Consider the following 26,738-nt stretch of genomic DNA (forward strand, 5'->3'; position numbering starts at 1 on the left):
GCCGGAGAAGAGGATCACCGGCCGTTCGAACTCGCCCGCGACCTCACGGAAGATGTGCACGGCCTCGGACTCCAGGGCGTCCAAGTGCGAGAGCGTGAAGGTCTGTTCGACGGTCGCGGAGGTCACACGAGCCCCCTCGCCGCGAGCACCGCGTGCACCGAGTCCGCGGACTCCTGCGGGGTCTGCAGATGCGTCTCCAGCGTGAGCGCCGGGTCGAGCGGCGGCTCGTAGGGGTCGTCGACGCCGGTGAGCCCGGTCAGCCGGCCCGCCGCCTGCCGGGCGTACAGCCCCTTCACATCGCGCTCGCTGCACACCTCGACAGGGGTGGCGACGTGCACCTCGATGTACGGCGTCCCGCTCGCCTCGTGCCGCTCCCGGACGGCGTCGCGGCTGTCGGCGTACGGGGCGATCACGGGCACCACGGCGAGGACACCGTTGCGTGCGAGCACCTCGGCGACCAGGCCGATGCGCTGCACGTTGGTGTTGCGGTCTTCGCGCGAGAAGCCGAGACCCGCGGAGAGGAACCGGCGGACCTCGTCGCCGTCGAGGACCTCCACCCGGTGCCCCTCCGCCTTCAGGCGGGTACCGAGTATCCGGGCGATGGTCGTCTTGCCCGCGCTCGGCAGGCCCGTGAGCCAGACGGTGGCTCCCTGAGCCCTTGCCGTGGTGGTCATCCGTGCGGTCCTCTTCCTGTCCTGGCGTGCGGCTCCCGACGCTAGGTAAGAAACATGAGAAGAGGGACGGAAGAGGCTGAGGGTTCCCTTAGCGCCTCATGATGTAACCGAGGTCACACGTCGGTGGATTCGGTGAAGCTCGCCCCCGTGTCGCGCAGCCGCTCGTGCAGCGCCCGGAACACGGCGGCCGAGCGGGCGCCCGGCCAGTCCTCGGGCAGCAGCGCGGCGGGCAGCCCCGGGTCGGCGTAGGGGAGGTGGCGCCAGGTGTCCAGGGCGAGCAGATAGTCGCGGTACGCCTCCTCGGGCGGGGTGTCCGCGCGCCGCCGCCAGTCGTGCAGCACGGCCGCGTGCTGGTCGAGGAAGGCCTCGTGCTGCTTGGCGATCGCCGCCAGGTCCCACCAGCGCGCGACCGCGTCCGCCGTCGCCGCGAAGCCCAGGTGCTCCCCGCGGAACAGCTCCACGTAAGGGTCGAGCCGCAGCCGCGCCAGGGTGTGCCGGGTCTCCTCGTAGAGCCGCGCGGGGGCGAGCCAGACGCCGGGGGCCGCCGTCCCGAAGCCGAGACCGGCGAGGCGTGAGCGCAGTACGTGCCGCTTCTGCCGCTCGGACTCCGGCACGGAGAAGACGGCGAGCACCCAGCCCTCGTCCTCGGGGGGCGCCGTCGCGTACACCCGCCGGTCGCCGTCCTGCAGCAGTTGGCGGGCGTCCGGCGACAGCGCGTACCCCGCGCCGCCCGCCGCCGTACGGGCCGGTTCGAGCAGTCCACGGCGCTTGAGCCGGGACACCGACGAGCGTACGGAGGGCGCGTCGACGCCGACCGCGGCGAGGAGCCGGATCAACTCGGCCACCGGCACGGGGCCGGGCATGAAACGGCCGTACGCGCCGTAGAACGTGACGATGAGGGACCGGGGGGCGTGCTGCTCTGACACGTTGATCACTCTAGTGCGCGAAGATCACTTGGGACCGCCGCCGGTGGACAACTCACCCTTCGGCGCGGGCGACGACGGGGTCTCCCCGCTCGGCGGCGGAGCGTCCGTACGCAGCCGGAAGCGTTGCAGCTTTCCCGTCGCCGTGCGCGGCAGGGAGTCCAGGAAGACGAACTCGCGGGGGCACTTGTACGGCGCCAGCTCGGACTTGAGGAAGGCGCGCAGCGCCTCGGCGTCCTTGCGCGCCCCCTGCCTGAGGACCGTGTACGCCACCACGACCTGTCCGCGTGCCTCGTCCGACCGCCCCACCACGGCCGTCTCGACCACGTCCGGATGGCGCAGCAGGGCGTCCTCGACCTCGGGCCCGGCGATGTTGTACCCCGCCGAGACGATCATGTCGTCGGCGCGGGCGACATAGCGGAAGTAGCCGTCGGGGTCGCGCACATAGGTGTCGCCGGTGATGTTCCAGCCGCCGCGCACGTACTCCCGCTGCCGGGGGTCGGCGAGATAGCGGCAGCCGACCGGGCCGCGCACCGCGAGCAGTCCGGGCTCGCCGTCCGGCACCGGTGCCCCCTCGGCGTCGACCACCCGCGCCTGCCACCCCGGTACGGGGACGCCCGTCGTCCCGGGGCGGATGTGCTCGTCGGCCGCGGAGATGAAGATGTGCAGCAGCTCGGTGGCGCCGATGCCGTTGATGATGCGCAGCCCGGTGCGGCTGTGCCAGGCCCGCCAGGTCGCGGCGGGCAGGTTCTCGCCCGCGGACACACAGCGCCGCAGCGAGGTCGTGTCGTGCTCGTCCAGGTCCGCCAGCATCGCCCGGTAGGCGGTCGGCGCGGTGAACAGCACCGAGACGCGGTGCTCGGTGATCGCGGGCAACAACTGCTTGGGGCCCGCCTGTTCGAGCAGCAGGGAGCAGGCGCCGGCCCGCATCGGGAAGACGACGAGGCCGCCGAGCCCGAACGTGAAACCCAGCGGGGGACTGCCGGTGAAGACGTCGTCCTCGCGCGGCCGCAGCACATGCTTCGAGAAGGTGTCCGCTATGGCCAGCACATCGCGGTGGAAGTGCGCACAGCCCTTGGGGCGGCCGGTGGTGCCGGAGGTGAACGCGATCAGCGCGACGTCGTCGGCGGCCGTGTCGACCGCGGTGAACGGCTCGTCCGGAGCGCCCGTGATGCGCAGCAGCAGGTCGTCGGGCGCGTCCCCGCCGTACGTCGTGATCCGCAGCCCCGGGATCTCCGCCTTCGCCAGGTCGTCGACCGACCGTACGTCGCACAGCGCGTGGCTGACGTGGGCGATGGCGCACATGGTGGTCAGCTCGTGCGGGCGCTGCTGGGCGAGCACCGTGACGGCGACCGCGCCCGCCTTCAGGACCGCCAGCCAGCATGCGGCGAGCCAGGGTGTGGTGGGCCCGCGCAGCAGCACCCGGTTGCCGGGCACGACGCCCAGTTCGGTGGTCAGGACGTGGGCGATCCGGTCCACCCGGGCGAGGAGGTGCCCGTACGTCCACAGGTCGCCGGACGGCGTGCGGAAGGCGGGGCGCTGCGGTGGCTTGTCGCCGAGGAGTTCGGCGGCGCAGTTCAGCCGTTCGGGGTAGTGCAGCTCGGGCAGGTCGAAGGGGAGTTCGGGCCACTGCTCGGGGGGCGGGAGGTGGTCGCGGGCGAAGGTGTCGACGTGGGCCGAGGTCGTCGGCTCCAGGGTGTCGCCGTCCATGGAGGTTCGCCCCCTTGTCGTGGTGGGCTCGCAGCGCTCAGCTCGCAGCTCGTGGCTCTCAGTGCTCAGCTTTCAGTGCTCTCGGCTCGCACAAGGAGCGTATCGTGTTGGTGACGACAGTCAACGTCTCGCGATAACCTTGGGTCCGCAGTCCGACGGCGGAGAGGGAACCGGCAATGACCGCATTCTCGCTCGATCCGGCACAGACCGCCTGGTGTGCCGAGCTGCGCGCGCTGACCGAGGAGCGGTTGCGTCCGCTGGCGGAGAAGGGTGAGCCGGGGCACGTCAACCGTGCCCTCGTCGCCGAGTTGGGCCGGCTCGGGCTGATCGACCGGCTGTTCACCTCGGGTGCGCTCGATCTGTGCCTGATGCGGGAGTCCTTGGCGCACGGCTGCACCGAGGCCGAGACGGCGCTCGCCCTGCAGGGTCTCGGTGCGCATCCGGTGCACGCGTACGGCACCCGGGCGCAGCGCGAGCGCTGGCTGCCCCGGGTCGCGGACGGCAGCGCGGTGGCCGCGTTCGCGCTCAGCGAGCCGGGCGCGGGCTCGGACGCGGCGGCGCTGGCGCTCCGCGCGGACCGGGAAGCCCCACGGGCGTCCGGATCTTCCTCCTCGGCGCCCCGGGGAGCCGCGCCCGCGGCCCGTGAAGCCTCATCCGCAGCCTCTGGAGCCGCGCCCGCGGTCCCCGGAGACTTGCCCGCGGATCCCGGAGCCTCGCCCGCGGACCCTGGTTCCCCGCCCGTCGCCGAGCGCGAGGGCTGGGGGCGCTGGCGGCTCAGCGGGGAGAAGTGCTGGATCTCCAACGCGCCCGAGGCCGATTTCTACACCGTCTTCGCGCGGACCACCCCGGGCGCCGGAGCCCGTGGCGTCACCGCCTTCCTGGTGCCCGCCGACCGGCCGGGCCTCACCGGTACCCCGCTCGACATGCTCTCCCCGCATCCCATCGGCGCCCTCGCCTTCGACGCCGTACCGGTGACGGCGGACGACGTGCTCGGTGAGCCCGACCGCGGCTTCCGCGTCGCGATGCACACCCTCAACCTCTTCCGCCCGAGCGTGGGCGCCTTCGCGGTCGGCATGGCGGGGGCGGCCCTCGCGGCGACGCTCACGCACACGGCCGAGCGGGAGGCGTTCGGCGGCAGGCTGAAGGACCTGCAGACGGTGGCCCACCAGGTCGCCGAGATGGCGCTGCGTACGGAGGCGGCCCGCCTGATGGTCTACGCGGCGGCGGCGGCGTACGACGAAGGGGCCCCGGACGTGCCCCGGCGCGCGGCGATGGCGAAGCTGCTGGCGACCGAGACGGCCCAGTACGTGGTCGACGCGGCGGTCCAACTGCACGGCGCCCGTGCCCTGTGCCGCGGCCATCTTCTCGAACACCTCTACCGGGAGGTCCGCGCGCCGCGTATCTACGAAGGCGCCAGCGAGGTCCAGCGGGCGGTCATCGCCAAGGAGCTGTACGCGTCGGTGGAGGCCCCGTGAGCGTCGAAAGCCTGGAGGTTCCGTGAGCACCGAGCGCGTCAACCCGCCCGAGCTCTCCCCGCCCACCGGCTTCTCGCACGCCGTCGTCGCGACCGGTACCCGCGTGGTCTTCCTGGCGGGCCAGACCGCGCTGGACACGGACGGGAAGGTGGTCGGCGAGACCCTCCCGGAGCAGTTCGAGAAGGCGCTGACCAATCTGCTGACGGCGTTGCGGGCCGCGGGCGGCACCCCGGCCGACCTCGCGCGGGTCACGGTCTACGCCACCGATGTCGCGGACTACCGTGTGCGAGCCCCCGAACTCGGCCGCGTCTGGCGGCGGTTGGCGGGCCGCGACTATCCCGCGATGGCCGTCGTCGGCGCCGCCCGCCTCTGGGACGAACAGGCCCTGGTCGAACTCGACGGTTTCGCGGTGCTGCCGTAGCACCCCGCCCCGGAAATCCCGGAGGGACTAGGCGGCGACGGCCAGCCGCTCGGCGAACACCCGGTGCGGAGCGACCACGCTGCCGTCGGGAAGCAGTTCACCGCTGTCGTCGAAGACGATCGCGCCGTTGCACAGCAGGCTCCAGCCCTGCTCGGGGTGGGCCGACACGATGTGCGGAGCGTTGGAGTCCGCGGACGGGCACAGAGTTTGGTGGGAACACATGACGCACCTCCACGTCGGATGCGATGAGTGTCGACGGCGCTGTCGCCGCCTCGCATACGTAAGACCATGCTCCCGTGGCGAACTCATCGGAACCGCCGGTCGAGAAGCGTGACAACACGCGGACAACTCTCGAACGTTCCCATGACGCACGGACTCGACCCACGACGGACTCGACCCACGACGGACCGGACCCGCCGGGTACCGGACTCGCCACCAAAGGAGTGAGGATCACTGCCTCGGGCCCGTGCGCCCGGTACCTGTGGAGCCCCCACGTTCCAGGAGGTACCTCATGCCCTTGCGCCAGGTCATCGGCGCGGCCACCGGCGCCGCGCTCCTGCTGCTGTTCACACCGTCCGCCGTCGCCGTGTCCGTCGGCGCCCTGTCGGCCCCGTCCGAGACGGTCACCGTCGACCCGACCGGTCACCTCGCCGCCGACGGAACCGTCACCCTCTCCGGCACCTACCGCTGTCTGAGCGGTACGGGTCCGGTGCTCGTCTCCTCGTCGGTGTCGCAGGGCGACACCCGGATCCGCTACGGCATCGGCGGCAGCGCGGCGGTCTGCGACGGCGCGGAGCACCGATGGACCAACTCGGAGAAGCGCACACCCGGCACCCTCGCACCGGGCGCCGCCCATGTCGAGGCCACCCTGATGGAACTGAGCCCCGCCCTGGGCGGTCTGCCGCTGCCGCTGTTCCACGCGCTGCAGCAGCAGGACATCACCCTCATGGAGGGCTGAGCCGGCACACGGGCGGGACGGGACGGCACCCGGCGGGCTCGCCTGAGGACGACGCGAAGTCGTCCCCCGGCGAGCCCCACCACCTTCCGGTCGTCCTAGATGTCCCGGAACGTCTCGATCTGCGCCCCGATCGAGTTGAGCCGCTCGGCCAGGTCCTCGTAGCCGCGGTTGATGACGTACACATTGCGCAGCACGGACGTGCCGTCGGCCGCCATCATCGCCAGCAGCACGACCACGGCGGGCCGCAGTGCGGGCGGGCACATCATCTCGGCGGCGCGCCAGCGGGTCGGGCCCTCGACCAGCACGCGGTGCGGGTCGAGGAGTTGCAGCCGGCCGCCGAGCCGGTTGAGGTCGGTCAGGTAGATGGCCCGGTTGTCGTAGACCCAGTCGTGGATGAGGGTCTTGCCCTGTGCGGAGGCCGCGATGGCCGCGAAGAACGGCACGTTGTCGATGTTCAGGCCCGGGAACGGCATCGGGTGGATCTTGTCGATCGGCGCCTCCAGCTTGGAGGGGCGTACGGTCAGGTCCACCAGCCGGGTACGGCCGTTGTCGGCGAAGTACTCCGGTGTGCGGTCGTGGTCGAGGCCCATCTCCTCCAGTACCGCGAGCTCGATCTCCAGGAACTCGATCGGCACCCGGCGCACCGTCAGCTCCGACTCGGTGACCACCGCGGCGGCGAGCAGGCTCATCGCCTCGACCGGGTCCTCGGAGGGCGAGTAGTCCACGTCCACGTCGATGTTCGGCACGCCGTGGACGGTGAGTGTGGTGGTGCCGATGCCCTCCACCCGTACGCCGAGTGCCTCCAGGAAGAAGCACAGGTCCTGGACCATGTAGTTGGAGGAGGCGTTGCGGATGACGGTCACGCCGTCGTGGCGGGCGGCGGCGAGCAGCGCGTTCTCGGTGACGGTGTCCCCGCGCTCGGTCAGCACGATGGGCCGGCCGGGGGAGACGGCCCGGTCGACCTGGGCGTGGTAGAGCCCCTCGGTGGCGGCGATGTCGAGCCCGAACCGCCGCAGCGCGATCATGTGCGGCTCGATGGTCCTGGTGCCGAGGTCGCAACCGCCCGCGTACGGCAGCCTGAAGGTGTCCATACGGTGCAGCAGCGGGCCGAGGAACATGATGATGGACCGCGTCCGGCGGGCGGCCTCGGCGTCGATCGCCTCCATGTCCAGCTCGCTCGGGGGCACGATCTCGAGGTCGACCCCGTCGTTGATCCAGCGGGTGCGGACGCCGATCGAACCGAGTACCTCCAGAAGGCGGTAGACCTCTTCGATCCGGGCCACCCGGCGCAGCACCGTGCGCCCCTTGTTCAGCAGCGTCGTGCACAGCAGCGCGACGCACGCGTTCTTACTGGTCTTGACATCGATCGAGCCGGACAGACGACGTCCGCCGACCACGCGCAGATGCATCGGACCCGCGTAGCCCAGGGACACGATTTCGCTGTCCAGGGCTTCACCGATTCGAGCGATCATCTCAAGGCTGATGTTTTGGTTGCCGCGCTCGATGCGATTGACGGCGCTCTGACTTGTGCCGAGCGCCTCGGCGAGCTGCAACTGTGTCCAGCCCCGGTGTTGCCGGGCGTCACGGATGAGCTTGCCGATGCGTACGAGGTAGTCGTCTGCCATGGCGCGACCGTATATCTGATGTGAGATAAAGAGAAACGGAGCGCACCCGTCCGGGTAGTGGGCTGCAGCACACCGCACACACGGGGGAGTTCGGTCAGCGCTCCCGTCGACGCGTCGTGCGCCGCCAGCCGAAGGGGCCCGGCAGATCCATCGAGGTGGTGCGGCGTCCGGTGCTGCTGCGGGTGTGGTGCGGCCCGTGCCGGCCGCCCGTGGTGATCGACCACGAGTGCCGGTTGATGTTCAGCCGCACCCCGGGAAGGATGCGGAAGCTCTTGCGGAACGTGAGAGGCATGGTTGGTCCCCCTTGGGGCAGTTCACGGCATTCCTGTCGTTTCGCACCGCCGACTGCGGCGCGTCCCGTTCCCAGTACCCCGAAGCGGGCGATGGTTGCCTGTGAACTCCCGGCGTGCTCAGCCTCGTTCGGCCGCCCCGCGCTCCACGAGCGTCTGGGTGCCGATGACCCCGAGGAGGGCGACCTGTTCGGCGTCCCGCGTTCCCGGCTCGGCCGTGTAGACCATGATGCGCAGGTCGCTGCCCGCGACGCTGAGCACGTCGCAGTCGAGCGTCAGGGGACCCAGCTGCGGATGGTCGATGGTCTTGCGTGAGGCCTCGTGGTGGCCCACGGCCTCTGAGTCCCACAGCGCGGCGAACCGGTCGCTGTTCGCGCGCAACTCCTCGATCAGACGCCGCAGCCGCTGGTCCGCCGGATACCGGCGCGCGGTCGTGCGCAGGTCGGCCACGAGCGTGGCCTCGAAGGTGCGCCGGGCCTCGGGCGTGTGGCGCACGCGGGTGCCCGGGCCGACGAAGTTGCGCCACGCCGGGTTGCGCTCATTGCCGCGCCACCCGGACGGGTCACCCATCAGGGCCGCGTACAGCGGGTTGGCCAGCAGCAGGTTCCACGCCGCGTCGAAGACCGCGACGGGCGTTCCGGTCAGCCGGTCCAGCATCCGGTGCACGCCGGGGGTGATGTGGGCGGGCACCGTGCCGCGTCCCGGCGGGACCAGCCCGGCGAGATGGAAGAGGTGTTCGCGCTCGGCGCCGGACAGCCGCAGCGCCCGGCCGAGCGCCTCGACGATCTGCTCCGAGGGGTTGCTCGCCCGGCCCTGTTCGAGCCGGGTGACATAGTCGACCGAGATCCCGGCCAGCAGCGCCAGCTCCTCGCGGCGCAGTCCGGCCGCGCGCCGGTGTCCGCCGACGGGGAGCCCGGCCGCCTCGGGGGAGACCCGGTCCCGCCAGCGCCGGACCGTCCGCCCGAACTCCGTACTCGCCATCCCCCCACTGTGCACCGGTCCGCCCGCCCGTGCCTGGTACTGGCAGTGCCAGGAAGACGGGCTCGGGACCGCACGCTCCGTCGTTCCGTGTCCTCGCCAAGCTCGGCCGAGGGCGCGTCGACAGCATGCCGGGCATGACCAGTCGGCGCCCATGTACTAGAGTTATCTCGACATCGAGATATCTGCCGAGGTGCACCGCAGCCGCACGTTGTCATCAGGTCTGACGGTAAGGCTTACCTAACTTAGCCTTACCTTAGCGGATCGGCCAAGACGTCGTGGCGGCAGGATGCGGTGGGAACGCGCACATCAATGAAGGAGACTGTCGTGTCGGCGAACAGCTTCGACGCCCGCAGCACGCTGCAGGTGGGCGACGAGTCGTACGAGATCTTCCGGCTGGACAAGGTGGAAGGCTCGGCTCGCCTTCCGTACAGCCTGAAGGTGCTGCTGGAGAACCTGCTCCGCACCGAGGACGGCGCGAACATCACCGCCGACCACATCCGGTCCATCGGCAACTGGGACTCCCAGGCGCAGCCCAGCCAGGAGATCCAGTTCACGCCCGCCCGCGTGATCATGCAGGACTTCACCGGCGTGCCCTGTGTCGTCGACCTCGCCACCATGCGTGAGGCCGTCAAGGAGCTCGGCGGCGACCCGGCGAAGATCAACCCGCTGGCCCCGGCCGAGCTGGTCATCGACCACTCCGTCATCGCCGACAAGTTCGGCACGAACGACGCGTTCGCGCAGAACGTCGAGCTGGAGTACGGCCGCAACAAGGAGCGCTACCAGTTCCTGCGCTGGGGCCAGACCGCCTTCGACGAGTTCAAGGTCGTCCCGCCGGGCACCGGCATCGTCCACCAGGTGAACATCGAGCACCTGGCGCGCACGGTCATGGTCCGTAACGGCCAGGCGTACCCCGACACGCTCGTCGGCACCGACTCGCACACCACCATGGTCAACGGCCTCGGTGTGCTCGGCTGGGGCGTCGGCGGCATCGAGGCCGAGGCCGCGATGCTCGGCCAGCCGGTCTCCATGCTCATCCCGCGCGTCGTCGGCTTCAAGCTGACCGGTGAGCTCACCCCGGGCACCACCGCCACCGACCTCGTGCTCACGATCACCGAGATGCTGCGCAAGCACGGCGTCGTCGGCAAGTTCGTCGAGTTCTACGGCGAGGGCGTCGCCGCCACCTCGCTGGCCAACCGCGCCACCATCGGCAACATGTCGCCGGAGTTCGGCTCGACGGCCGCGATCTTCCCGATCGACGCAGAAACGATCAAGTACCTCAAGCTGACCGGCCGCAGCGAGCAGCAGCTCGCGCTCGTCGAGGCGTACGCCAAGGAGCAGGGCCTCTGGCTCGACCCGGCCGCCGAGCCCGACTTCTCCGAGAAGCTGGAGCTGGACCTCTCGACGGTCGTCCCGTCGATCGCCGGCCCGAAGCGCCCGCAGGACCGGATCATCCTGGCGAACGCCGCGCAGCAGTTCGCGCAGGACGTGCGCAACTACGTCGACGAGGACGACGAGGCGGGCAAGGAGTCCTTCCCGGCCTCCGACTCCCCGGCCACCACCAACGGCGTACCGACCCGTCCGACCACGGTCACCGCTCCCGACGGCTCGACCTACGAGATCGACCACGGCGCGGTGACGGTCGCGGCCATCACCTCCTGCACCAACACCTCGAACCCGTACGTCATGGTCGCCGCCGCGCTGGTGGCCAAGAAGGCGGTCGAGAAGGGCCTGACCCGCAAGCCGTGGGTCAAGACCACCCTCGCCCCGGGCTCCAAGGTCGTCACCGACTACTTCGACAAGGCGGGGCTCACCCCCTACCTCGACAAGGTCGGCTTCAACCTCGTCGGCTACGGCTGCACCACCTGCATCGGCAACTCCGGCCCGCTGCCGGAGGAGGTCTCCAAGGCCGTCAACGACCACGACCTCGCCGTCACCTCGGTCCTCTCCGGCAACCGGAACTTCGAGGGCCGCATCAACCCCGACGTCAAGATGAACTACCTGGCCTCCCCGCCGCTGGTCGTCGCGTACGCGCTCGCGGGCTCCATGAAGGTGGACATCACCAAGGACGCGCTGGGCATCGACCAGGACGGCAAGCCGGTCTACCTGGCCGACATCTGGCCCTCCGAGGCCGAGGTCAACGACGTCGTGGCGAACGCCATCGGCGAGGACATGTTCAACAAGTCCTACCAGGACGTCTTCGCGGGCGACGCCCAGTGGCAGGCGCTGCCGATCCCGACCGGCAACACCTTCGAGTGGGACCCGCAGTCCACCTACGTCCGCAAGCCCCCGTACTTCGAGGGCATGGCGCACGAGCCGTCCCCGGTCACCGACATCGCCGGTGCCCGTGTGCTCGCCAAGCTGGGCGACTCGGTGACGACGGACCACATCTCGCCCGCCGGCGCCATCAAGGCCGACACCCCGGCCGGCAAGTACCTCACCGAGCACGGTGTGGAGCGTCGTGACTTCAACTCCTACGGCTCGCGCCGAGGCAACCACGAGGTCATGATCCGCGGCACGTTCGCCAACATCCGCCTGCGCAACCAGATCGCGCCGGGCACCGAGGGCGGCTACACCCGCGACTTCACCGTCGAGGGCGCGCCCGTCGCGTTCATCTACGACGCCTCGCGCAACTACATCGAGCAGGGCACCCCGCTGGTCATCCTGGCCGGCAAGGAGTACGGCTCCGGCTCGTCCCGCGACTGGGCCGCCAAGGGCACCGCGCTCCTCGGCGTCAAGGCCGTCATCGCCGAGTCGTACGAGCGCATCCACCGCTCGAACCTCATCGGCATGGGCGTCCTGCCGCTCCAGTTCCCGGAGGGCGCCACCGCCGAGACCCTCGGCCTCACCGGCGAGGAGACCTTCTCCTTCACCGGCGTCGAGGAGCTCAACAACGGCACCACCCCGCGCACGGTGAAGGTCACCACCGACACCGGCGTCGAGTTCGACGCGGTCGTCCGCATCGACACCCCCGGCGAGGCGGACTACTACCGCAACGGCGGCATCATGCAGTACGTGCTGCGCAACCTGATCCGCAAGTAGGCGATCCGGTACGGCGGCCGGGCCGCACTCCTCTTCGCAGGGGTGCGGCCCTTCGCATGCGACGGCACGTCCGCGCACCTACACCCAGCCGCGCTGCGCCGCCCGCATCCCCAGCTGGAAACGGCTGGCCGCGCCCAGCCGCTCCTGCAGATCACTCACCCGGCGGCGCAGTGTCCGCAGGCTCACTCCCAGGTGACGGGCGACCGCCTCGTCCTTCATCCCGGCGGCCAGCAGCCGGGTCAACGTCCGCTCGTCCTCGGTGAGTTCACCGTCGGAGACCGGCTGGCCGAGCGGGGTCGCCTGCTGCCAGGCCAGCTCGAAGAGCTTCTGCAAGGCCTCGGTGATCGCCGAGTGCCACACCACGACGGCACAGTAGCCGCCGGCCGCGGAGGCGGTCAGCGGCAGCAGCGCCCGGCATCCGTCGACCACCAGCAGCTTGAGCGGCACGGTCGGCAACACCCGGGCCTGCTCGCCGAGTTCGACCATACTCAGGGCGCGGGACAGGACCTTCGGATCCTCCAGGCCGGTCGCCGCGTAGATCCCCCGAGAGACGATTCCGCGGCTGAGCAGATCGGCCTGGAGATCCACCTGCGGAGCGGGCGGGGCGAGATACGGCGGTGTGTCGAAAAGGCACACCTCGTGCTCCGCGCGCGCGTACATCTCCTCCAGGCGTGCCGCGATGGCGCCCTCGCCGGAGGCCACCTCGACCAGCCGGGACGGCTCCTCGCGAAGCAGCCCCGCCTCGTACGCGGTCGCCATCTCCTCGGCGGTGGCGGCCAGCAGTTCGGACTCCGTCTCGCGCCGCCGGATCAGCGCGCGGATCGCCACCCGGGGGTCGACCGCCCGTAACCCGCCCATGGAGTCCGGTGGTTGCAGCAGCCCGAGCGTGAGCAGCCGGTTGCAGGCCTCGCGGACCCGGGCCGGGGAGGCACCGGTCAGCAGCGCCCAGCCGGCCGCGCCGGCGTCGGGCTGGTTGAGGATTGCCTGGTACAACAGCTCGTCGAACGCGGAGACCCCCACCGCGGCCCAGGGGCTCGCGGCAGGGGTCTCCCTTGCCGTGTCGTATGCCGTGTTCACCATGGCCCGGCACGGTAGACGATCTTTGTTAAGAATTTTCGCAACGTTTGGCTGCGCTCGTCTACTTCAGTCCGAACGCCCGTACGACCGTCTGGTCGACGATGTTGCCGTCCCGGTCGCCGGCCCGTACGCGCAGCGACACGAACCGGGCGTCCTTCTTCGGGTGCTTCAGCTCCGCCTTGCCGTGCTTGACCTTCACTTCCTTCCATGAGGTGCCGTCGTCGTACGAGACCCAGGCCTTCAGGGAACTGGCGGTGACGCCGCCCGACTGGTTCCGGACGGAGAGGCCGAGCTTCGACGTGTGTCCGGCCTCAGCACGGTTGAGAAGGTTGAGCCCGGCCACGTCGTAGTCGACCGAGAGCAGCCCGAGCGCCGTCTGCTGGTCCGTGTGCGCCGAGGCGAAGGACCATTCGGTGTGGGTGGCGGTGGAGTACGCCGCCCAGTCGGCCGTGCGCTGCGTGTCGACCACGAGGCGGTACGAGGACTTCGCCGCCGGCGCGGTGAACGTGCCGTAGCCGCCGAGTGCGGTGTCGCCGATCAGTTGCCCGTCCGCGTACAGCTTGCCCTTCGCGGTGTCCAGAACGTTGTCCGCGTATCCGTAGTGGCCCGGTGCGGCATCGCTCAACTCCGGGATACGGAAGGTGAGTTTGTCACCGGTGCGTTGGGAGAGGCCGGACCGCTGAGCGGTCGCCGGGCGGACGACCTGGCCCAGCCAGTCCTCGGCGGGCTGCTTGCCCGCCTTGTCGAAGGTCCGCACGGGACCCCACTGAGGCTGGTTCGCCTCCCAGTGGGGATAGACGGCGTGCCAGATCCGGTTGTCGGAGACGTTGTAGTACTCGGTGCGCTCCGTGCCGAGCCGCACGTTGGTGGTGGTCGCGATGTCGGCACTCTGCCAGGGGCGGTACCGGTACACGGCGTCCTTGCCGACATCCCCGGCCCCGGCCCCGCGGTAACGAACCGTCTGCTTCACCGTGTTGGAGCTGTTCAGATTGTACGTCTGGTTCGCCGAGACGGCTCCCACCTGCGGGAACATCACGTTGTACACATACGGACTGACCGGAGTGCCGGCCAGCTTCAGCTTGACCTTCTTCCCGCTCTTCAGCAGGGCGCCGAGCTTCGCGCCGTCCTCGCCGGTGGCGAGCATCAGCGGGACAGTCATGCTCTGCACGGAGCCGAGCCAGTATCCGGGCGTCTCGCGGTAGGCGAGGACGTAACCGGCCCCGGCCGCGGTCGCGTTGGCCAGCGCCTCGTCCGCCGTCGCACCGGCGCCCACCCGGACGACCGCCACCTTGCCCTTGACATCGAGTCCCTTGAAGTCGGCCGCGGTTCCGGCGCCCGCGTCCACCGCCCGCACCGTGTGATCACCGCTGACCTTCACGGGGAGGCCGCTGTACGTCTGCGCGTAGTCGAGGGGCAGCGCGTACGTCTCCGGGCCGGTGACGCTCGCCGTCAGCTCCTTGGCGTACAGCCGGAACTTCGAGGAGAACTCGAACATGCCCTGGGTGACCTTCTCGGTGGGCGCCACATAGATGTGGTCGGTCCACCAGCCCTGGCTGTAGGTCACCCCGAAGGCAGTGCCCGGGCCTTCCCGGTGCCAGTTGGTGCTGAAGCCCTGGAACTCGGAGTCCTCCTTGGTCTTCGGCTTGATCTCGACCGCCTTGCGGGCGTCGAGGACGACCTCGGTGTCACGGTCGACCTTGATCTCCGGATCGCCGACGACCGAGGTGGTGACCTCCAGTCCGGCCGCGTCCCGCTGCGAGATCCAGGACGCCGTGGAGTACGTACCGGCCGGCACCTTGAAGGTGTAGCTCTTGCCGATAAACCCGTACGTGTCCGGGTAGGCGCCGTTCAGCTCCTGCAGCATGAAGATCGACGACGAGGTGGTCGGCTTGCCGTCACGGCCCAGCAGCGACACCTTCAGGTCGTAGGTCTTCGGCAGCTTCTCGAAGCCGATGGCCGTGGTGACGAGGACGCCGTCGGCGCTCGCGGTGATGTGGCCCGTGTACCGGCCCGTTGCCTCCTTCACCGGGTCGACCGTGACCGCGACGGTGGCGGTGCCCTTCGCCGGGACGGTCACCGTGTCCGCGTTCAGAGTGGCGTCGCGAAGTGACGAGGACACCCTCAACTCCATCGCTTTGTCCGTGGTGTTGGTGTACGTGATGTCCTTGTTGGCGGCCTCGGTGTCGGTCTCCTCGTACGTGCCGAAGCTCAGCGTCGGCGTCGCGAAGACGGCCTGGTTGACGGCCCGTACGGCGTCGACCCGGCCGTCGCCCTGCTCGAAGACGTCGGCGTCCGGCATGGTCTTCGCCGTGGTCGCCAGCGCCTGCTTGATCTGCTGGCCCGTCCAGTCGGGGTGGGCCTGGGCGACCAGCGCCGCGGCGCCCGCGACATGCGGGGTGGCCATCGACGTACCGCTCGCCGTCGTGTAGTAGTCGTCGACCGGCGTACCACCAGGCATGCTGGTGCCCGCGGCGCGGGCCGCGGTGATGGCCACGCCGGGCGCGGTGATCTCCGGCTTGACCGCGTAGTCACCGGCGCGCGGACCGCGGCTGGAGAACGAGGCCAGCTTGTCGGACTTGTCCACGGCGCCCACTGTCAGCGCGGAGTCGGCGATGCCCGGGGTGCCGACGGTCTGCTCGGACGGGCCGGAGTTGCCCGCCGCGATCACGAAGAGGGTGCCGGTGGACTCGGACAGCTTGTCGACGGTCTCGCTCAGGATGTCGGAGGGGCCGGTGGCGTCACCGCCCAGCGACATCGACACGATCTTCGCGCCGGATTTGGCCGCCCACTCCATGCCCGCGATGATCCAGGAGTCCTGGCCGTGGCCGGTGTTGTCGAGCACCTTGCCGACGCGCAGTTCCGCGCCCGGTGCCACGCCCTTGCGCTTGCCGTCCGAGGCCGCGCCCGAGCCGACGATCGTGGATGCCACATGGGTGCCGTGACCGTGACCGTCCTGCACCGTCTCGCCCGGTACGAAGCTCTGCGTCTCGGCGATCTTCCCCGCCAGATCCGGGTGCCCGGTGTCCACGCCGGTGTCCAGGACCGCGACGTCGACGCCCTTGCCGTCGTAGCCCGACTTCCACACCTCGGGTGCGCCGATCTGCGGCACGCTGACGTCGAGGGACGCCTGTACCTTGCCGTCGAGCCAGATCTTGTCGATGCCCTCGCCGAGTTGCTTGGCGGCCTTGGTGGTCGGTTCGGTGCCGAGAGCGGGGGCGATGTCGGCCCAGAAGGAGGTCGACTTCTTCGCGCTCAGCGCGGCCCCGTCGATCGCGGGCAGCTTGAGCGTCCGGCGTGCGCCGTCGGGGGTCGCGCTGCCGCTCTTGTACGTCGCGATCACCGGGGTGGTGCCGGTCTTCGCGTCGGCGTATCCCTGCTTCACCAGCTGGGTGACGTTGAACAGGGCCGGGTCGAGACGGCCCGCCTTCACCAGCGGGATCGCGTCCGCCGGCAGGACACTGACCTCGCCGTCGCGCTCGCTCGACAGGAAGGTGGCGGCCTCACGGCCCTTGCCGCGCTGGATGTCGACGGCATATTTTCCGTCCGGTCCGGCGGTGAGCGACACGGTGTCGCCGGTGAGGAGAGTGACGGTCCGGGTAATGCCCTGCGCCGCGCCCGTTGGGGGGTTCGACGAGGGGGTCGGGGCCGCTGCCGAGGGCGCGACCGCACCCGCGAGCAGAGCGGCGGCGCCTGCCATGGCCCAGAGGGCGTGGAGTCTTCGCATCTGTGGGCTTTCCTCCCCTTGAGAGACCTGGTGAGGTCTGGACCAGCGTGCGGGCCGGGCACGAAGGGGCTCAAGGGATTCCTGTGGCCGGGGCGTGCCAATGCCCCCTTCGGTCACGGGGGTTGAGGAGCGCCGGGTCCTCCCGGGAGGCCCTTCGCACGGCTGCGGCAAAGTCGGAACACAGGGTTCTCCCAGCGAACCGGGACAGGATCGTCATATGTCTGGCACCCGAAGCGAACGTCTGCGCGCCACACGCGCCTCCGGCGAGCCCGTCCATGGCGAGCGCGCCGGTGACGACCGCGTCCCCGGCGAGCGTGACGGTGGCGAGCGCCCCCGTGCCGGACGTGACGGTGGCGCCCGCGTGCGCGCTGAGCGTGACGGTGGTGAGTACGTCCGTGGGGACCGCGTGCGCGGCGAGGGGAGCCGCGGGGACCGCCTCCATGGGGACCGCCTCCGTGGTGAGCGGATCCGTGGGGACCGTGTCCGCGTGCTGATCGTCGACGACGAACCCGCACTCACCGAACTGCTCTCCGCGGCCGTCACCGAGGCGGGCTGGCGGCCCTACCCGGTCGCCGACGGGCACAGCGCGCTGCGCGCCGCCCGCGGCTGCGCCCCGCACGCGGTCGTGCTCGACGGGATGCTGCCCGACCTCGACGGAATCCAGGTGCTGCGCAGGCTGCGCTACGAGAATCCGAGACTGCCCGTCCTCATGCTGACCGCGCGCGACGCGCTGGAACACCGCATCGACGGCCTGTCCGCGGGCGCCGACGACTACGTGACCAAGCCCTTCTCCCTGGAGGAGGTCGTCCTGCGGCTGCGCGGACTGCTGCGCAGGGCCGGAGCCGAACCGATCCGCACCGACGACTCCGTCCTGATGCTCGGCGATCTCGTCCTGACCGAGGAGACCCGCGAAGTGCGCCGCGACGGTACGCCGATCCAGCTCACCGCCAAGGAGTTCGACCTGCTCGGCCTGCTGCTCGGCCACCCGCGGCAGGTGCTGAGCAAGGCCCAGATCCTCGACCATGTGTGGAGCAGCTCCTTCGACGGCGGCGGCAACCTGGTCGAGGTCTACATCTCCAGCCTGCGCCGGAAGATCGACAAGGGGCGGGCGCCGATGATCCACACCGTGCGCGGGGTGGGGTACGCGATCCGCCCCGTGGAGGACGGGAGATGAGCCTCCGACGGACCCGGCTCCCCGGACGCTCCCGACACACGGCGCGGGCCGGGCGTTCGCTGCGCACGCGGCTGCTGCTCTTCATCAGCGCCACCATCGTCGCCGTCTGCGCGGCGATGGCCCTCACCACCGTCTTCGCCCAACGCTCCTACCTGCTCGGCAACTTGGACCAGCGCGTCAGCGACGCCGCCGAGCGCAGCCAGGGCGGCCTCCAGCGCCGCAGCGGCGACGACACGGACCTGGGGTTCCTCAACGAACGGGGACAGGCCGTCGGCACGCTCGCCGCCCGGTTCGACGAGGACGGGGACATCCTCGCCGCCGAGGTCGTCACCCACGACGGCGGCCGGCAGACCCTCACCGCCGTCCAGCGCGCCGCCCTCGACGGCATCACCACCGACGGCTCCCTGCACACCCGTACCGTCCCGGGCCTCGGCAGCTACCGTGTGACCGCCCTCGGCGGCGACGGCGTCCCCGTGCTCACCGGGCTCCCCATGGGCGACGTACAGGACATGATCGGCCGGCTGGTCGCGGTCGAGGGCGTGGTGGCCGCCGCCGGCCTCACCGCCGCGGGCTGCGTCTGCGCGGTCGTCATACGGCGCCAACTGCGGCCCCTCGGACGGGTCGCCGCCACCGCCGTCGAGGTCTCCCGCTCCCCGCTGGGCCACGGCGAGGTCACCGCCCTGACCCGCGTCCCCGAACGCGACACCGACCCCGGCAGCGAGGCCGGCCAGGTCGGTGCCGCCCTCAACCGCATGATCGACCACGTGGAGTCCTCGCTCGCCGAACGCCGGCGCGGCGAGGAGGAGATGCGCCGCAGCGAGGAACGCATGCGCCGCTTCCTCGCCGACGCCAGCCACGAACTCCGTACACCTCTCGCCTCCATCGCCGGATACGCGGAACTGATGAACCGCGGCACCGAGTGGATCGAACCGACCCTGGCCTGGCGCCGGGTCTCCGCCGAGTCGGCCCGGATGACCGGCCTCGTCGAGGACCTGCTGCTGCTCGCCCGGCTGGACGAGGGCCGGCCGCTGCACGCGGCCGAGGTGGACCTCGCGGCACTGGTCGCCGAGGCGGTGTGGGACGCGCGGGCCGCGGGGGACACCCACAACTGGCAGCTGGCGCTGCTGCTGGACTCCCCGGCGCTGGTCGTCGGCGACGAGGCACGGCTGCACCAGGTGGTGGCCAACCTGTTGGCCAACGCCCGTGTGCACACACCCGTTGGCACGACCGTGGTCGCCTCCGTGGAGGCCACGGAGGCGGCCTGCGTGATCCGTGTCCGCGACGACGGTCCCGGCATCCCGCAGCAACTGCTCCCGTCGGTCTTCGAACGCTTCACACGCGGCGATGTCTCGCGCGCCCGCGGCGGCCCCACGGAGGGCGGCTCCGGCCTCGGACTCGCCATCGTCGAGGCGGTCACCGTCGCCCACGGCGGTCGCATCCACGTGGAGAGCGCCCCGGGCCGCACGGAGTTCACGCTCGAACTGCCCCCGGCCGAAGGCGCCAGGACCCCGGACCCGGCATCCGCTCCGGCACCCGCGTCGGCCTGATCCTCGGCGCCTACTTTCCCGCCCCTGTGTACCCACCATGAAGGTCAACGAAATTGTTGACACTTTCTTCGGCGGCGACATACGTTCGTAGACGTCAGACCGAGGTGCGCGCCATGCGCGGGTGACGCGACAGCGGCCCGCCCCGGCGCCCGGAAGGGAGCGGTTCGTTGTCCTCGCGCCGGGCTTTCCCTCCCCGCACTTCAGCGAATTCTTGCGAGGAACCCCGGGCGTTGAGGCCCGGGAGGAAACACATCCCCGTGGCTGCGGTGCGGAGCGGCTGGGCGCCTTCTCCGGCGGAGCCAGGTAGTGCGAACGCGTGGCCGGATGAGTCACTCCATGTGATGAAGGGTCCCGAACGTGTGGTGGTGTCTCGTACGGGTGCATACGATCGGTGATCGTGAAGCTGGTCGTGCAGGTCAAGCTGGAGCCGACACCGAAACAGGCGGCGGCACTCGAGGCGACCCTTCACGCCTGCAACGAGGCCGCAACGTGGGTGAGTGAGATCGCTTTCGAGTGCGGGGAGTTCAAGAACTTCGCCTTGCGCAAGCACACCTACGATGCGGTCAAATCCCGCTGGAATCTGGGTGCGCAGGCCGCCCAGCACGTCATCAAGAAGACGTGCGACGCGTACGCCACGTTGAAGGCGAACCTGAGCGCCGGGAACCTCGGCAGGCCCGGCGCGCGCCGTTACCGCAAGGCCGCCGAGAAGCCGATCGCCTTCCGCCCCCGGGGCGCGCAGCCCTACGACGACCGGATGCTGTCCTGGCAGATCCCGGACCGGACGGTGTCGGTCTGGACCACCAGTGGCCGGGTCAAGAACGTGGCCTTCACCGCCTCACCCGAGCAGCTGGCCACGCTGGCGCTGTACCGCAAGGGCGAGTCGGACCTGCTGCAGCGGGACGGCATGTGGTTCCTCAATGCCACCTGCGAGGTCCCTGAAGCGCCGCTCGACACCGATCCGGTGGACTTCCTCGGGATCGACCTGGGGATCGTGAACATCGCCACCACCTCCGACGGCGAGATCATGGCCGGACGCGAGCTGAACCGCACCCGGGTCCGGGCGCGCGGACTGCGCACCAAGCTGCAGAAGAAGAACACTCCGTCCGCCAAGCGGCGCCTGAGGAAACGGCGGCGCAAGGAGGCGCGGCGGGCACGGGACATCAACCACAAGATCGCGAAGCGTGTGGTGGCCGAGGCTGGGGGTACCTCCCACGCCCTTTAGGCAGTGGGGGAGCACCGGTCGCGGAATCGCCCTGGAAGACCTCACAGGCATCCGCGAACGGGTACGGCTTCGCAGGCCCCAACGGGCCACCCACTCCTCCTGGTCCTTCCGTCAGCTAGGAGTGTTCATTGCATACAAGGCCCGTAAGGCGGGGGTTTCGGTGGTGTACGTCGATCCGGCGTACACCTCGCGCACCTGCGCCGAGTGTGGGCACGTGGACAAGGCGAACCGGGTCTCCCAGGCCTGGTTCGCGTGCCGGAACTGCGGGGTCGTTGCGCACGCGGACCGGAACAGCTCCCGCAACATCCGGGCACGCGCCTGGGAGTTGTGGCGACGCGGGGTCCTGTCAACGGCCCCTGCCCCACCCCGAACACCTTGGAGTGGGGCTGGACGCAAACGCAGCATCACCGCCAGTGATGCCCGTTGTGCAAGCCCGTCGCTTTAGCGACGGGTAGTTGACATTCGCCTCAGGTTGCTGCCCCACGTGCGCGCCCGGCCGTCCGGCACGGACGTGCCCACGACGAAGGGATCCAGCGACGGTGACCGAGCTCGACACCGGGGAGTGCGCGGCCATGGCGAGGGCCGCACCCGTTGTCAGGGGGTGCGGCCCTCGTGTGTGAAGCGCTTACACGTGAAGCGTTTACAGAGGTGGTTGTGCGCGCTAACGTCCGCATGAGGTGGGAGCGCTCCCATGTGGCGGACCGGAACCCGCCGGGAGTCGCTCCCACCTCACCTCACATTCCCGCGACATCGAGCGAAGGGTCTGTTCGTCATGCCCGAAGCTGTCATGAACGTCGGTCGGCAGCCTCTGGAACGGCGACGCGACCCACAGCGGTCAGGACGTGATGGTGCACGACGCCGACTGGAACGGTGCGCTGGATCCCGGGAGGAGTGCGACCTTCGGGTGTGTCGTCTCGGGCTCCGGCGGTGATCCCGCGACCACGCTTGCCTGCCAGGTGGGTTGACCGGCTCTGGGCGGACCGGGTGGGTGGTGTGGAACTCACCCGGTCCGCGAGCCCGGGCGGGCGAGGGGGGTTGCCGCCCGGGGTGGTGGTCCCCCTGCTCGAGCGAGGCCGAGAACGTGGGGGAGCGTGGCTTGTGGCGACCGAGGTGTGCGACAACGTTGTCTGATGGTCTGTACATGACTCTACCGCCTCAACCGACAACGATGTCAAGCGAGTTGAGAGGCCAGTGGGGGGCGCGTTGCGCCATAGGGGTGTGCGCCGAGCGTGCCTGTGGGACCGCGCGCGGTCTTCCGTGGTACCCGTGGCGCACGTTACTGTCCCTGCGGCTTGTGCGACCTGAGGTGCGCGACCCGTCCGAAGGAGGAGGGGCCGCGTCATGCGTTTCCGTCCGTCATCCGTCCTGCTCGCCGTCGCCCTGGCGGCGGCCGGGATCACCCCCGCCGTCACCCCTGCGGCAGCCGCCACCGCCGCATCACCGGACCTCGTCCGAGACCCCACCACCTACGTCGACCCGCTCATCGGCACCAAGAGCGGCGGAAACGTCTTCCCCGGCGCCGTCGTGCCCTTCGGCATGCTCTCCTGGAGCCCCGAGAACACCCGCGGCGACGCCACCCGTACGGCCGCGCCCGGCGGTTACCAGTACGACGCCACCCGCATCAGGGGCTTCAGCCTGACCCATATGTCCGGCACGGGCTGTGCGGGCGGCAGCGGCGACATCCCCTTCTTCCCGTACGCCGGTGAGGTCACGTCCTCCCCGGCGAGCGACACCAAGGACGCGGTGTACGCGGCCGACTTCGCGCACACCGACGAGACGGCCGAGCCCGGCCACTACAAGGTCGGCCTCGCCTCCGGCGTCACCGCCGACCTCACCGCGACCGCGCGCACCGGCTCGGGCCGCTTCACCTTCCCCGCCGACAAGCCCGCCTCGCTGCTGGTCCGCAGCGCCAACTCCGAGGTCGGTTCGACCGATTCGGCCCTGAAGATCGACCCGGCGACCCGTACCGTCTCCGGGTCCGTCACCTCCGGGAACTTCTGCGGCTACCTCGACCCCGAGGGCCAACGCGCCTACTACACCCTCTACTTCACCGCCCGCTTCGACCGCGACTTCAAGTCGACCGGCACCTGGCAGGACGACAAGCTGAGCCCGGGGTCCACGGAGGCGAGCGGCGGCACCGGCGGCTTCGCGAGCGGCGGCCGTCCCGTCGCGGGCAAGGGCGCGGGCGGCTATGTGGAGTTCGAGCCCGGCACCGACCCCGTGAACGTCAAGGTCGGCATCTCGTACGTCAGCCACGCGGGCGCCGCCGCCAACCTCGCGGCCGAGAACCCGCCGTCCCGCTCCTTCGCCTCGGTCCAGGACGCCGCCCACCGCGCCTGGCGCGACCTGCTCGGCGCGATCAGGGTCGGCGGCGGCAGCGACACCGACCGCAGGACCTTCTACACCGCGCTCTACCACGCCCTTCTGCACCCGAACGTCATCAGTGACGCCGACCGCAGATACCGGGGCCCCGACGACAAGGTCCATGACGTCGGGCGCGGCCACCGAGCCCAGTACGGCACCTTCTCCGGCTGGGACGTCTACCGCTCCCAGGTCCAGCTGCTGACCCTGCTCAGCCCGGACACCGGCTCCGACATCGCGCAGTCGCTGCTCGAACTCGCCCGGCAGAACGGCGGCGTCTGGGACCGCTGGCTGCACGGCGCGAGCGGCACCCACGTCATGAACGGCGACCCGTCCCCGACCGCGCTCGCCGGCATCCGGGCCTTCGGCGGCACCGACTTCGACCTGCGCGGCGCGCTGGACTCGCTGGTCAAGGCGGCGACCGTGCCGACCGAGGGCGACCTCTCCTCCTCGGGCAAGCCGGTCCTGTCCGTCGGGCAGCGGCCGTCGCTGGACAAGTACCTCAAGCAGCACTACATGCCGTCCGTGTCCAACGCCTGGGGCGGCGCCGCCGAGACCCTGGAGATGTCCGGCGCCGACTTCGCGCTCTCCCAACTCGCCACGGCGGCGGGGAGGAAGCAGACGGCCGCCGACTTCGCCCGGCGCTCCCAGTGGTGGCAGAACAACTTCAACATCGCGGCCGACCCTAGCGGTGGCTACGTCGCCAACCGCAAGGCGGACGGCAGCTGGGTCACCGGCTTCACCCCGGCGACCGGCAACGGATTCGTGGAGGGTACGGCCGCCCAGTACACCTGGATGGTGCAGCACAACCCGGCCGGGCTCTTCGCCGCGATGGGCGGCCGGGACAAGGCACTCGACCGCCTCGACGCCTTCTTCCACAACGCCGACGGCAGCTGGGCCTTCTCGGGCAGCGGTGGCGACAAGTCGGAGCTGGACAACGAGCCGTCGATCAACGTGCCCTACCTGTACGCCTACGCGGGCGCGCCCTACAAGACGCAGCAGACCGTCCGCGCCGCGATGAACGGGCTGTGGTCCACCCAGCCGGGCGGAATCCCCGGGAACGACGACCTCGGGGAGATGTCGTCCTGGTACGTCTTCTCCGCGCTCGGCATGTATCCGCAGGTTCCTTCCCGCGCCGAACTCGTCCTCGCCTCACCGCTGTTCACGCGGGTGGAGATCAACCGGCCCGGCGGCAACGACATCGAGATCCGGGCGAACGGCGCCGCCGCGGACGCCCCGTACGTGCAGTCGCTGAAGGTGGACGGCCGTACCAGCGACCGCCCTTGGCTGCCCGCCTCCTTCGTCCGCGACGGCGGCACGCTCGACTACACCCTCTCCGGTACCCCGAACCGCACCTGGGGCAGTGACCCGGCCACCGCCCCGCCGTCCTTCCGTGAGGGCGAGCAGCCGTACCAGATCGGGGTCGGCCCGACCACGGCGACGCTCGCACCCGGCGGCAGCACGAAGCTCGACATCCGTGCCCTCGCGCTGAGCGGCGGCACCGGCCCCGAGGTCCGCTTCAAGGTGGACACCCCGGCCGGAGTGACCGCGACCCCCGCCGAGGGCACCGTGACCGACGGCGCCCAGGAGATCACCCTGTCCGCCGGTGACACCGCCCAGCAGGGCTTCTACGACGTCAAGGTCACCGTGACGTCGGCCGCCACCTCGTACGAGCAGCCGGTCGCCCTGACCGTCGCGGCGCCCGGCTCTCTCCTGGCCGCCTACAACAACACCGGTGTCTCCGACGACACCGGCGACCACGACGAGGCCGACTACGACGGCGGCGGCTGGAGCTACTCCCGTCAGGCCCTCGCCGCCGGAGGCCTGACCCCGGGCACCCAGGGCACCGTGGACGGCCTCACCTACACCTGGCCCGACTCGCCCACCGGCCGCCCCGACAACGCCTCGGCGACCGCCCAGACCATCGAACTCGCCCACCCGGCCGACCGGTTGTCCTTCATCGGCAGCGCGGTCAACGGCAACCAGCAGACCCACGCGACCGTCACCTACACCGACGGCAGCACGGACACCGTCGACCTCTCCTTCACCGACTGGACCGTCGGCGGCGGAGGCGGCACCGTCCAGTACGGCAACGAGATCGTCGCCAGGACCGCGTACCGCAATGTCGCGGGTGCCGACAAGGACCCGGTGGCGACGTACGTCTTCGCCACCAAGCCCTTCCAGGCCCCGTCCGGCAAGACCGTCAGGAGCGTCAAGCTGCCGGACAACGCCGACCTGCATGTGTTCACCCTCGCGGTGAGCTGAGACCTTCGCAGGAGGGCCGGTCCTGTCGCTCGTCAGTGGGGGCAGGGCCGGCCCGCGCGGGCGGACGCGTCGGCCAGGGTGATGATGCCGTCGAGCTTGTCCCGGGTCCGTGCGAGGCCGCTGATCTGCGCGTCGATGCGATCCCGCTCGGCCTCAAGCCGTTCGAGCAGCTCGGGTGTCACCTCGCCGGTCACCACACAGGGCATCAGGCCCACGATCGACTTGCTCGCCAGACCGGCGGCGTAGAGCTGCTGGATCAACTGGACGCGCTCGACCGCGCTCTCGGGATAGTGCCGCTGCCCGCTGGGGCTGCGCTCGGAGGTGAGCAGGTTCTGCTCCTCGTAGTAGCGCAGCGCCCGCACGCTCACGCCCGCCCTGCCGGCCAGCTCCCCGATGCGCATGGCGCCCCTCCTCGTGAATCGAGCGGACCCCGGCCGAGGGTGACCCGGGCCACACGTACTTGCCTCTGACGTCAACGTCAGGTTTTAGCGTAGCCGGCGAACGGCCCGATACGGAGTCCTCACGGGAGTCAGCATGAAGATCCACGGTTCCACCGCCCTCGTCACCGGCGCCAATCGCGGCATCGGCCGTCACTTCGCCCTGCAGTTGCTGGAGCGGGGCGCGGCGAAGGTCTACGCGACGGCGCGCACCCCCGGACTCGTCGACCTCCCCGGTGTGGAGGTGCTGCGGCTGGACATCACCGACCCGGCGTCGGTCGCAGCCGCGGCGGCGGCCGCGCAGGACGTCACTCTGCTGGTCAACAACGCGGGCAGCAACACGTACGCGAACCTCGTGACCGGCGACCTCGACGCGATCCGCACGGAGATGGACACGCACTTCTACGGGACGCTGGACATGATCCGCGCCTTCGCTCCGGTGCTGGCCGCGGGCGGCGGTGGGGCCATCCTCAACGTCCTTTCGGCCATGTCCTGGTTCTCCTACGACTACTCCAACGCCTACGGTGCCGCGAAGGCCGCCGAATGGAGTCTGACCAACGCCGTCCGCCTCGAACTGCACGGCCAGGGGACCCAGGTCACCGGCCTGCACCTGGGGTCCGCCGACACCGACATGATGGCGCACTACGACGGCGAGAAGAGCGACCCCGCGGACGTCGTCCGTGCCGCGCTCGACGGTGTGGAGGCCGGCCGTCTCGAGGTCCTGGCCGACGAGTGGAGCGCCGGCATCAAGGCCTCCCTCGCCGGCGACCCGAGCGAGTTCTACACGCTGCCAAAGGCCGGCTGAGCCCGGGCCGCACAGCAGGGCGGGCGCGGA

The 26,738-nt window shown here is 70.5% G+C and carries 19 protein-coding genes and 3 pseudogenes; 10 read left to right on the forward strand and 12 right to left on the reverse strand.

Going from position 1 to position 26,738, the window contains the following annotated elements; all coding sequences use genetic code 11:
• From ACFZDJ_RS46670 to ACFZDJ_RS46685, 4 genes and pseudogenes are all read right to left on the reverse strand, one after another.
• A pseudogene (locus tag ACFZDJ_RS46670) lies at positions 1 to 126 on the reverse strand (sulfate adenylyltransferase small subunit); the annotation flags it as partial.
• The gene (gene cysC / locus ACFZDJ_RS46675; RefSeq protein WP_328758446.1) at positions 123 to 674 is read right to left on the reverse strand and encodes an adenylyl-sulfate kinase; all 552 of its coding nucleotides are present in this window, start codon (positions 672 to 674) and stop codon (positions 123 to 125) included. The gene cysC and the pseudogene ACFZDJ_RS46670, both read right to left, overlap by 4 nt.
• A 113-nt stretch (positions 675 to 787) precedes the next feature.
• Complete coding sequence (locus tag ACFZDJ_RS46680) at positions 788 to 1,609, reverse strand: PaaX family transcriptional regulator C-terminal domain-containing protein (protein WP_168512058.1); 822 nt, start codon at positions 1,607 to 1,609, stop codon at positions 788 to 790.
• A 15-nt stretch (positions 1,610 to 1,624) separates the two neighbouring features.
• Positions 1,625 to 3,307 carry an AMP-binding protein gene (locus tag ACFZDJ_RS46685; RefSeq protein ID WP_391068549.1) on the reverse strand — a complete coding sequence of 561 codons (1,683 nt, stop codon included), beginning with the start codon at positions 3,305 to 3,307 and terminating at the stop codon, positions 1,625 to 1,627.
• Between the two features lie 176 nt (positions 3,308 to 3,483).
• Between ACFZDJ_RS46685 and ACFZDJ_RS46690 the strand changes: the two genes are divergently transcribed.
• Both ACFZDJ_RS46690 and ACFZDJ_RS46695 read left to right on the forward strand, forming a co-directional pair.
• Entirely contained in the window at positions 3,484 to 4,782 is a 1,299-nt protein-coding gene (locus ACFZDJ_RS46690; protein ID WP_390938399.1) for an acyl-CoA dehydrogenase family protein, read from the forward strand.
• A 22-nt stretch (positions 4,783 to 4,804) separates the two neighbouring features.
• Positions 4,805 to 5,203 carry a Rid family hydrolase gene (locus tag ACFZDJ_RS46695; protein WP_390938397.1) on the forward strand — a complete coding sequence of 133 codons (399 nt, stop codon included), beginning with the start codon at positions 4,805 to 4,807 and terminating at the stop codon, positions 5,201 to 5,203.
• Between the two features lie 27 nt (positions 5,204 to 5,230).
• On the opposite strand, the gene ACFZDJ_RS46700 is transcribed toward ACFZDJ_RS46695, so the two are convergent.
• A complete protein-coding gene (locus ACFZDJ_RS46700) occupies positions 5,231 to 5,425 on the reverse strand; it encodes a DUF5999 family protein (RefSeq protein WP_095852133.1) in 195 nt (64 codons plus the stop codon).
• 289 nt (positions 5,426 to 5,714) lie between these two features.
• Between ACFZDJ_RS46700 and ACFZDJ_RS46705 the strand changes: the two genes are divergently transcribed.
• Positions 5,715 to 6,161, forward strand: coding sequence for a DUF6299 family protein (locus ACFZDJ_RS46705; RefSeq protein ID WP_385374099.1), 447 nt, complete (start codon positions 5,715 to 5,717; stop codon positions 6,159 to 6,161).
• Between the two features lie 95 nt (positions 6,162 to 6,256).
• Here ACFZDJ_RS46705 and ACFZDJ_RS46710 read toward each other — a convergent pair whose 3' ends face one another.
• The 3 genes from ACFZDJ_RS46710 to ACFZDJ_RS46720 all read right to left on the reverse strand — a co-directional run bounded on the left by ACFZDJ_RS46710 (position 6,257) and on the right by ACFZDJ_RS46720 (position 9,057).
• The gene (locus ACFZDJ_RS46710; RefSeq protein WP_391068552.1) at positions 6,257 to 7,786 is read right to left on the reverse strand and encodes a UDP-N-acetylglucosamine 1-carboxyvinyltransferase; all 1,530 of its coding nucleotides are present in this window, start codon (positions 7,784 to 7,786) and stop codon (positions 6,257 to 6,259) included.
• A gap of 94 nt (positions 7,787 to 7,880) precedes the next feature.
• A complete protein-coding gene (locus ACFZDJ_RS46715) occupies positions 7,881 to 8,078 on the reverse strand; it encodes a DUF4236 domain-containing protein (RefSeq protein ID WP_054234029.1) in 198 nt (65 codons plus the stop codon).
• Between the two features lie 118 nt (positions 8,079 to 8,196).
• Entirely contained in the window at positions 8,197 to 9,057 is an 861-nt protein-coding gene (locus tag ACFZDJ_RS46720) for a helix-turn-helix transcriptional regulator (protein WP_384917813.1), read from the reverse strand.
• Positions 9,058 to 9,381: 324 nt separating this feature from the next.
• On the opposite strand from ACFZDJ_RS46720, the gene acnA reads away from it, so the two are divergent.
• Positions 9,382 to 12,096 (forward strand): aconitate hydratase AcnA, encoded by a 2,715-nt coding sequence (gene acnA / locus ACFZDJ_RS46725; protein ID WP_384917816.1) that lies wholly within the window; start codon positions 9,382 to 9,384, stop codon positions 12,094 to 12,096.
• A gap of 78 nt (positions 12,097 to 12,174) precedes the next feature.
• Here acnA and ACFZDJ_RS46730 read toward each other — a convergent pair whose 3' ends face one another.
• The 3 genes from ACFZDJ_RS46730 to ACFZDJ_RS46740 all read right to left on the reverse strand — a co-directional run bounded on the left by ACFZDJ_RS46730 (position 12,175) and on the right by ACFZDJ_RS46740 (position 17,339).
• A complete protein-coding gene (locus tag ACFZDJ_RS46730) occupies positions 12,175 to 13,176 on the reverse strand; it encodes a LuxR C-terminal-related transcriptional regulator (protein ID WP_390938386.1) in 1,002 nt (333 codons plus the stop codon).
• Between the two features lie 58 nt (positions 13,177 to 13,234).
• Positions 13,235 to 16,897, reverse strand: coding sequence for a S8 family serine peptidase (locus ACFZDJ_RS46735; protein ID WP_391068556.1), 3,663 nt, complete (start codon positions 16,895 to 16,897; stop codon positions 13,235 to 13,237).
• Positions 16,898 to 16,967: 70 nt separating this feature from the next.
• Complete coding sequence (locus ACFZDJ_RS46740) at positions 16,968 to 17,339, reverse strand: hypothetical protein (protein ID WP_391068559.1); 372 nt, start codon at positions 17,337 to 17,339, stop codon at positions 16,968 to 16,970.
• A 45-nt stretch (positions 17,340 to 17,384) separates the two neighbouring features.
• On the opposite strand from ACFZDJ_RS46740, the gene ACFZDJ_RS46745 reads away from it, so the two are divergent.
• From ACFZDJ_RS46745 to ACFZDJ_RS46765, 5 genes and pseudogenes are all read left to right on the forward strand, one after another.
• Positions 17,385 to 18,071, forward strand: coding sequence for a winged helix-turn-helix domain-containing protein (locus ACFZDJ_RS46745; protein WP_391068562.1), 687 nt, complete (start codon positions 17,385 to 17,387; stop codon positions 18,069 to 18,071).
• A complete protein-coding gene (locus ACFZDJ_RS46750; RefSeq protein ID WP_391068565.1) occupies positions 18,068 to 19,618 on the forward strand; it encodes an ATP-binding protein in 1,551 nt (516 codons plus the stop codon). Before ACFZDJ_RS46745 ends, ACFZDJ_RS46750 begins: the two co-directional genes overlap by 4 nt.
• Before the next feature lie 397 nt (positions 19,619 to 20,015).
• A pseudogene (locus ACFZDJ_RS46755) lies at positions 20,016 to 21,285 on the forward strand (RNA-guided endonuclease InsQ/TnpB family protein).
• 352 nt (positions 21,286 to 21,637) lie between these two features.
• Positions 21,638 to 21,805, forward strand: a pseudogene (locus tag ACFZDJ_RS46760) (cellulose binding domain-containing protein); the annotation flags it as partial.
• 376 nt (positions 21,806 to 22,181) lie between these two features.
• On the forward strand, positions 22,182 to 25,466 hold the full coding sequence (locus tag ACFZDJ_RS46765; protein WP_391068567.1) for a GH92 family glycosyl hydrolase: 3,285 nt from the start codon (positions 22,182 to 22,184) through the stop codon (positions 25,464 to 25,466).
• A gap of 32 nt (positions 25,467 to 25,498) precedes the next feature.
• Here the strand turns inward: ACFZDJ_RS46765 and ACFZDJ_RS46770 are convergent, their stop codons facing one another.
• Positions 25,499 to 25,867: a MerR family transcriptional regulator gene (locus ACFZDJ_RS46770; protein ID WP_168496602.1), complete on the reverse strand. Its 369-nt coding sequence runs from the start codon at positions 25,865 to 25,867 to the stop codon at positions 25,499 to 25,501.
• Positions 25,868 to 26,000: 133 nt separating this feature from the next.
• Here ACFZDJ_RS46770 and ACFZDJ_RS46775 point away from each other — a divergent pair, with 133 nt between their 5' ends.
• Positions 26,001 to 26,708, forward strand: coding sequence for an SDR family oxidoreductase (locus ACFZDJ_RS46775; protein ID WP_390938374.1), 708 nt, complete (start codon positions 26,001 to 26,003; stop codon positions 26,706 to 26,708).
• Positions 26,709 to 26,738: the final 30 nt, after the last annotated feature.

This window comes from Streptomyces sp. NPDC007896, assembly GCF_042959425.1.
GTDB lineage: Bacteria > Actinomycetota > Actinomycetes > Streptomycetales > Streptomycetaceae > Streptomyces.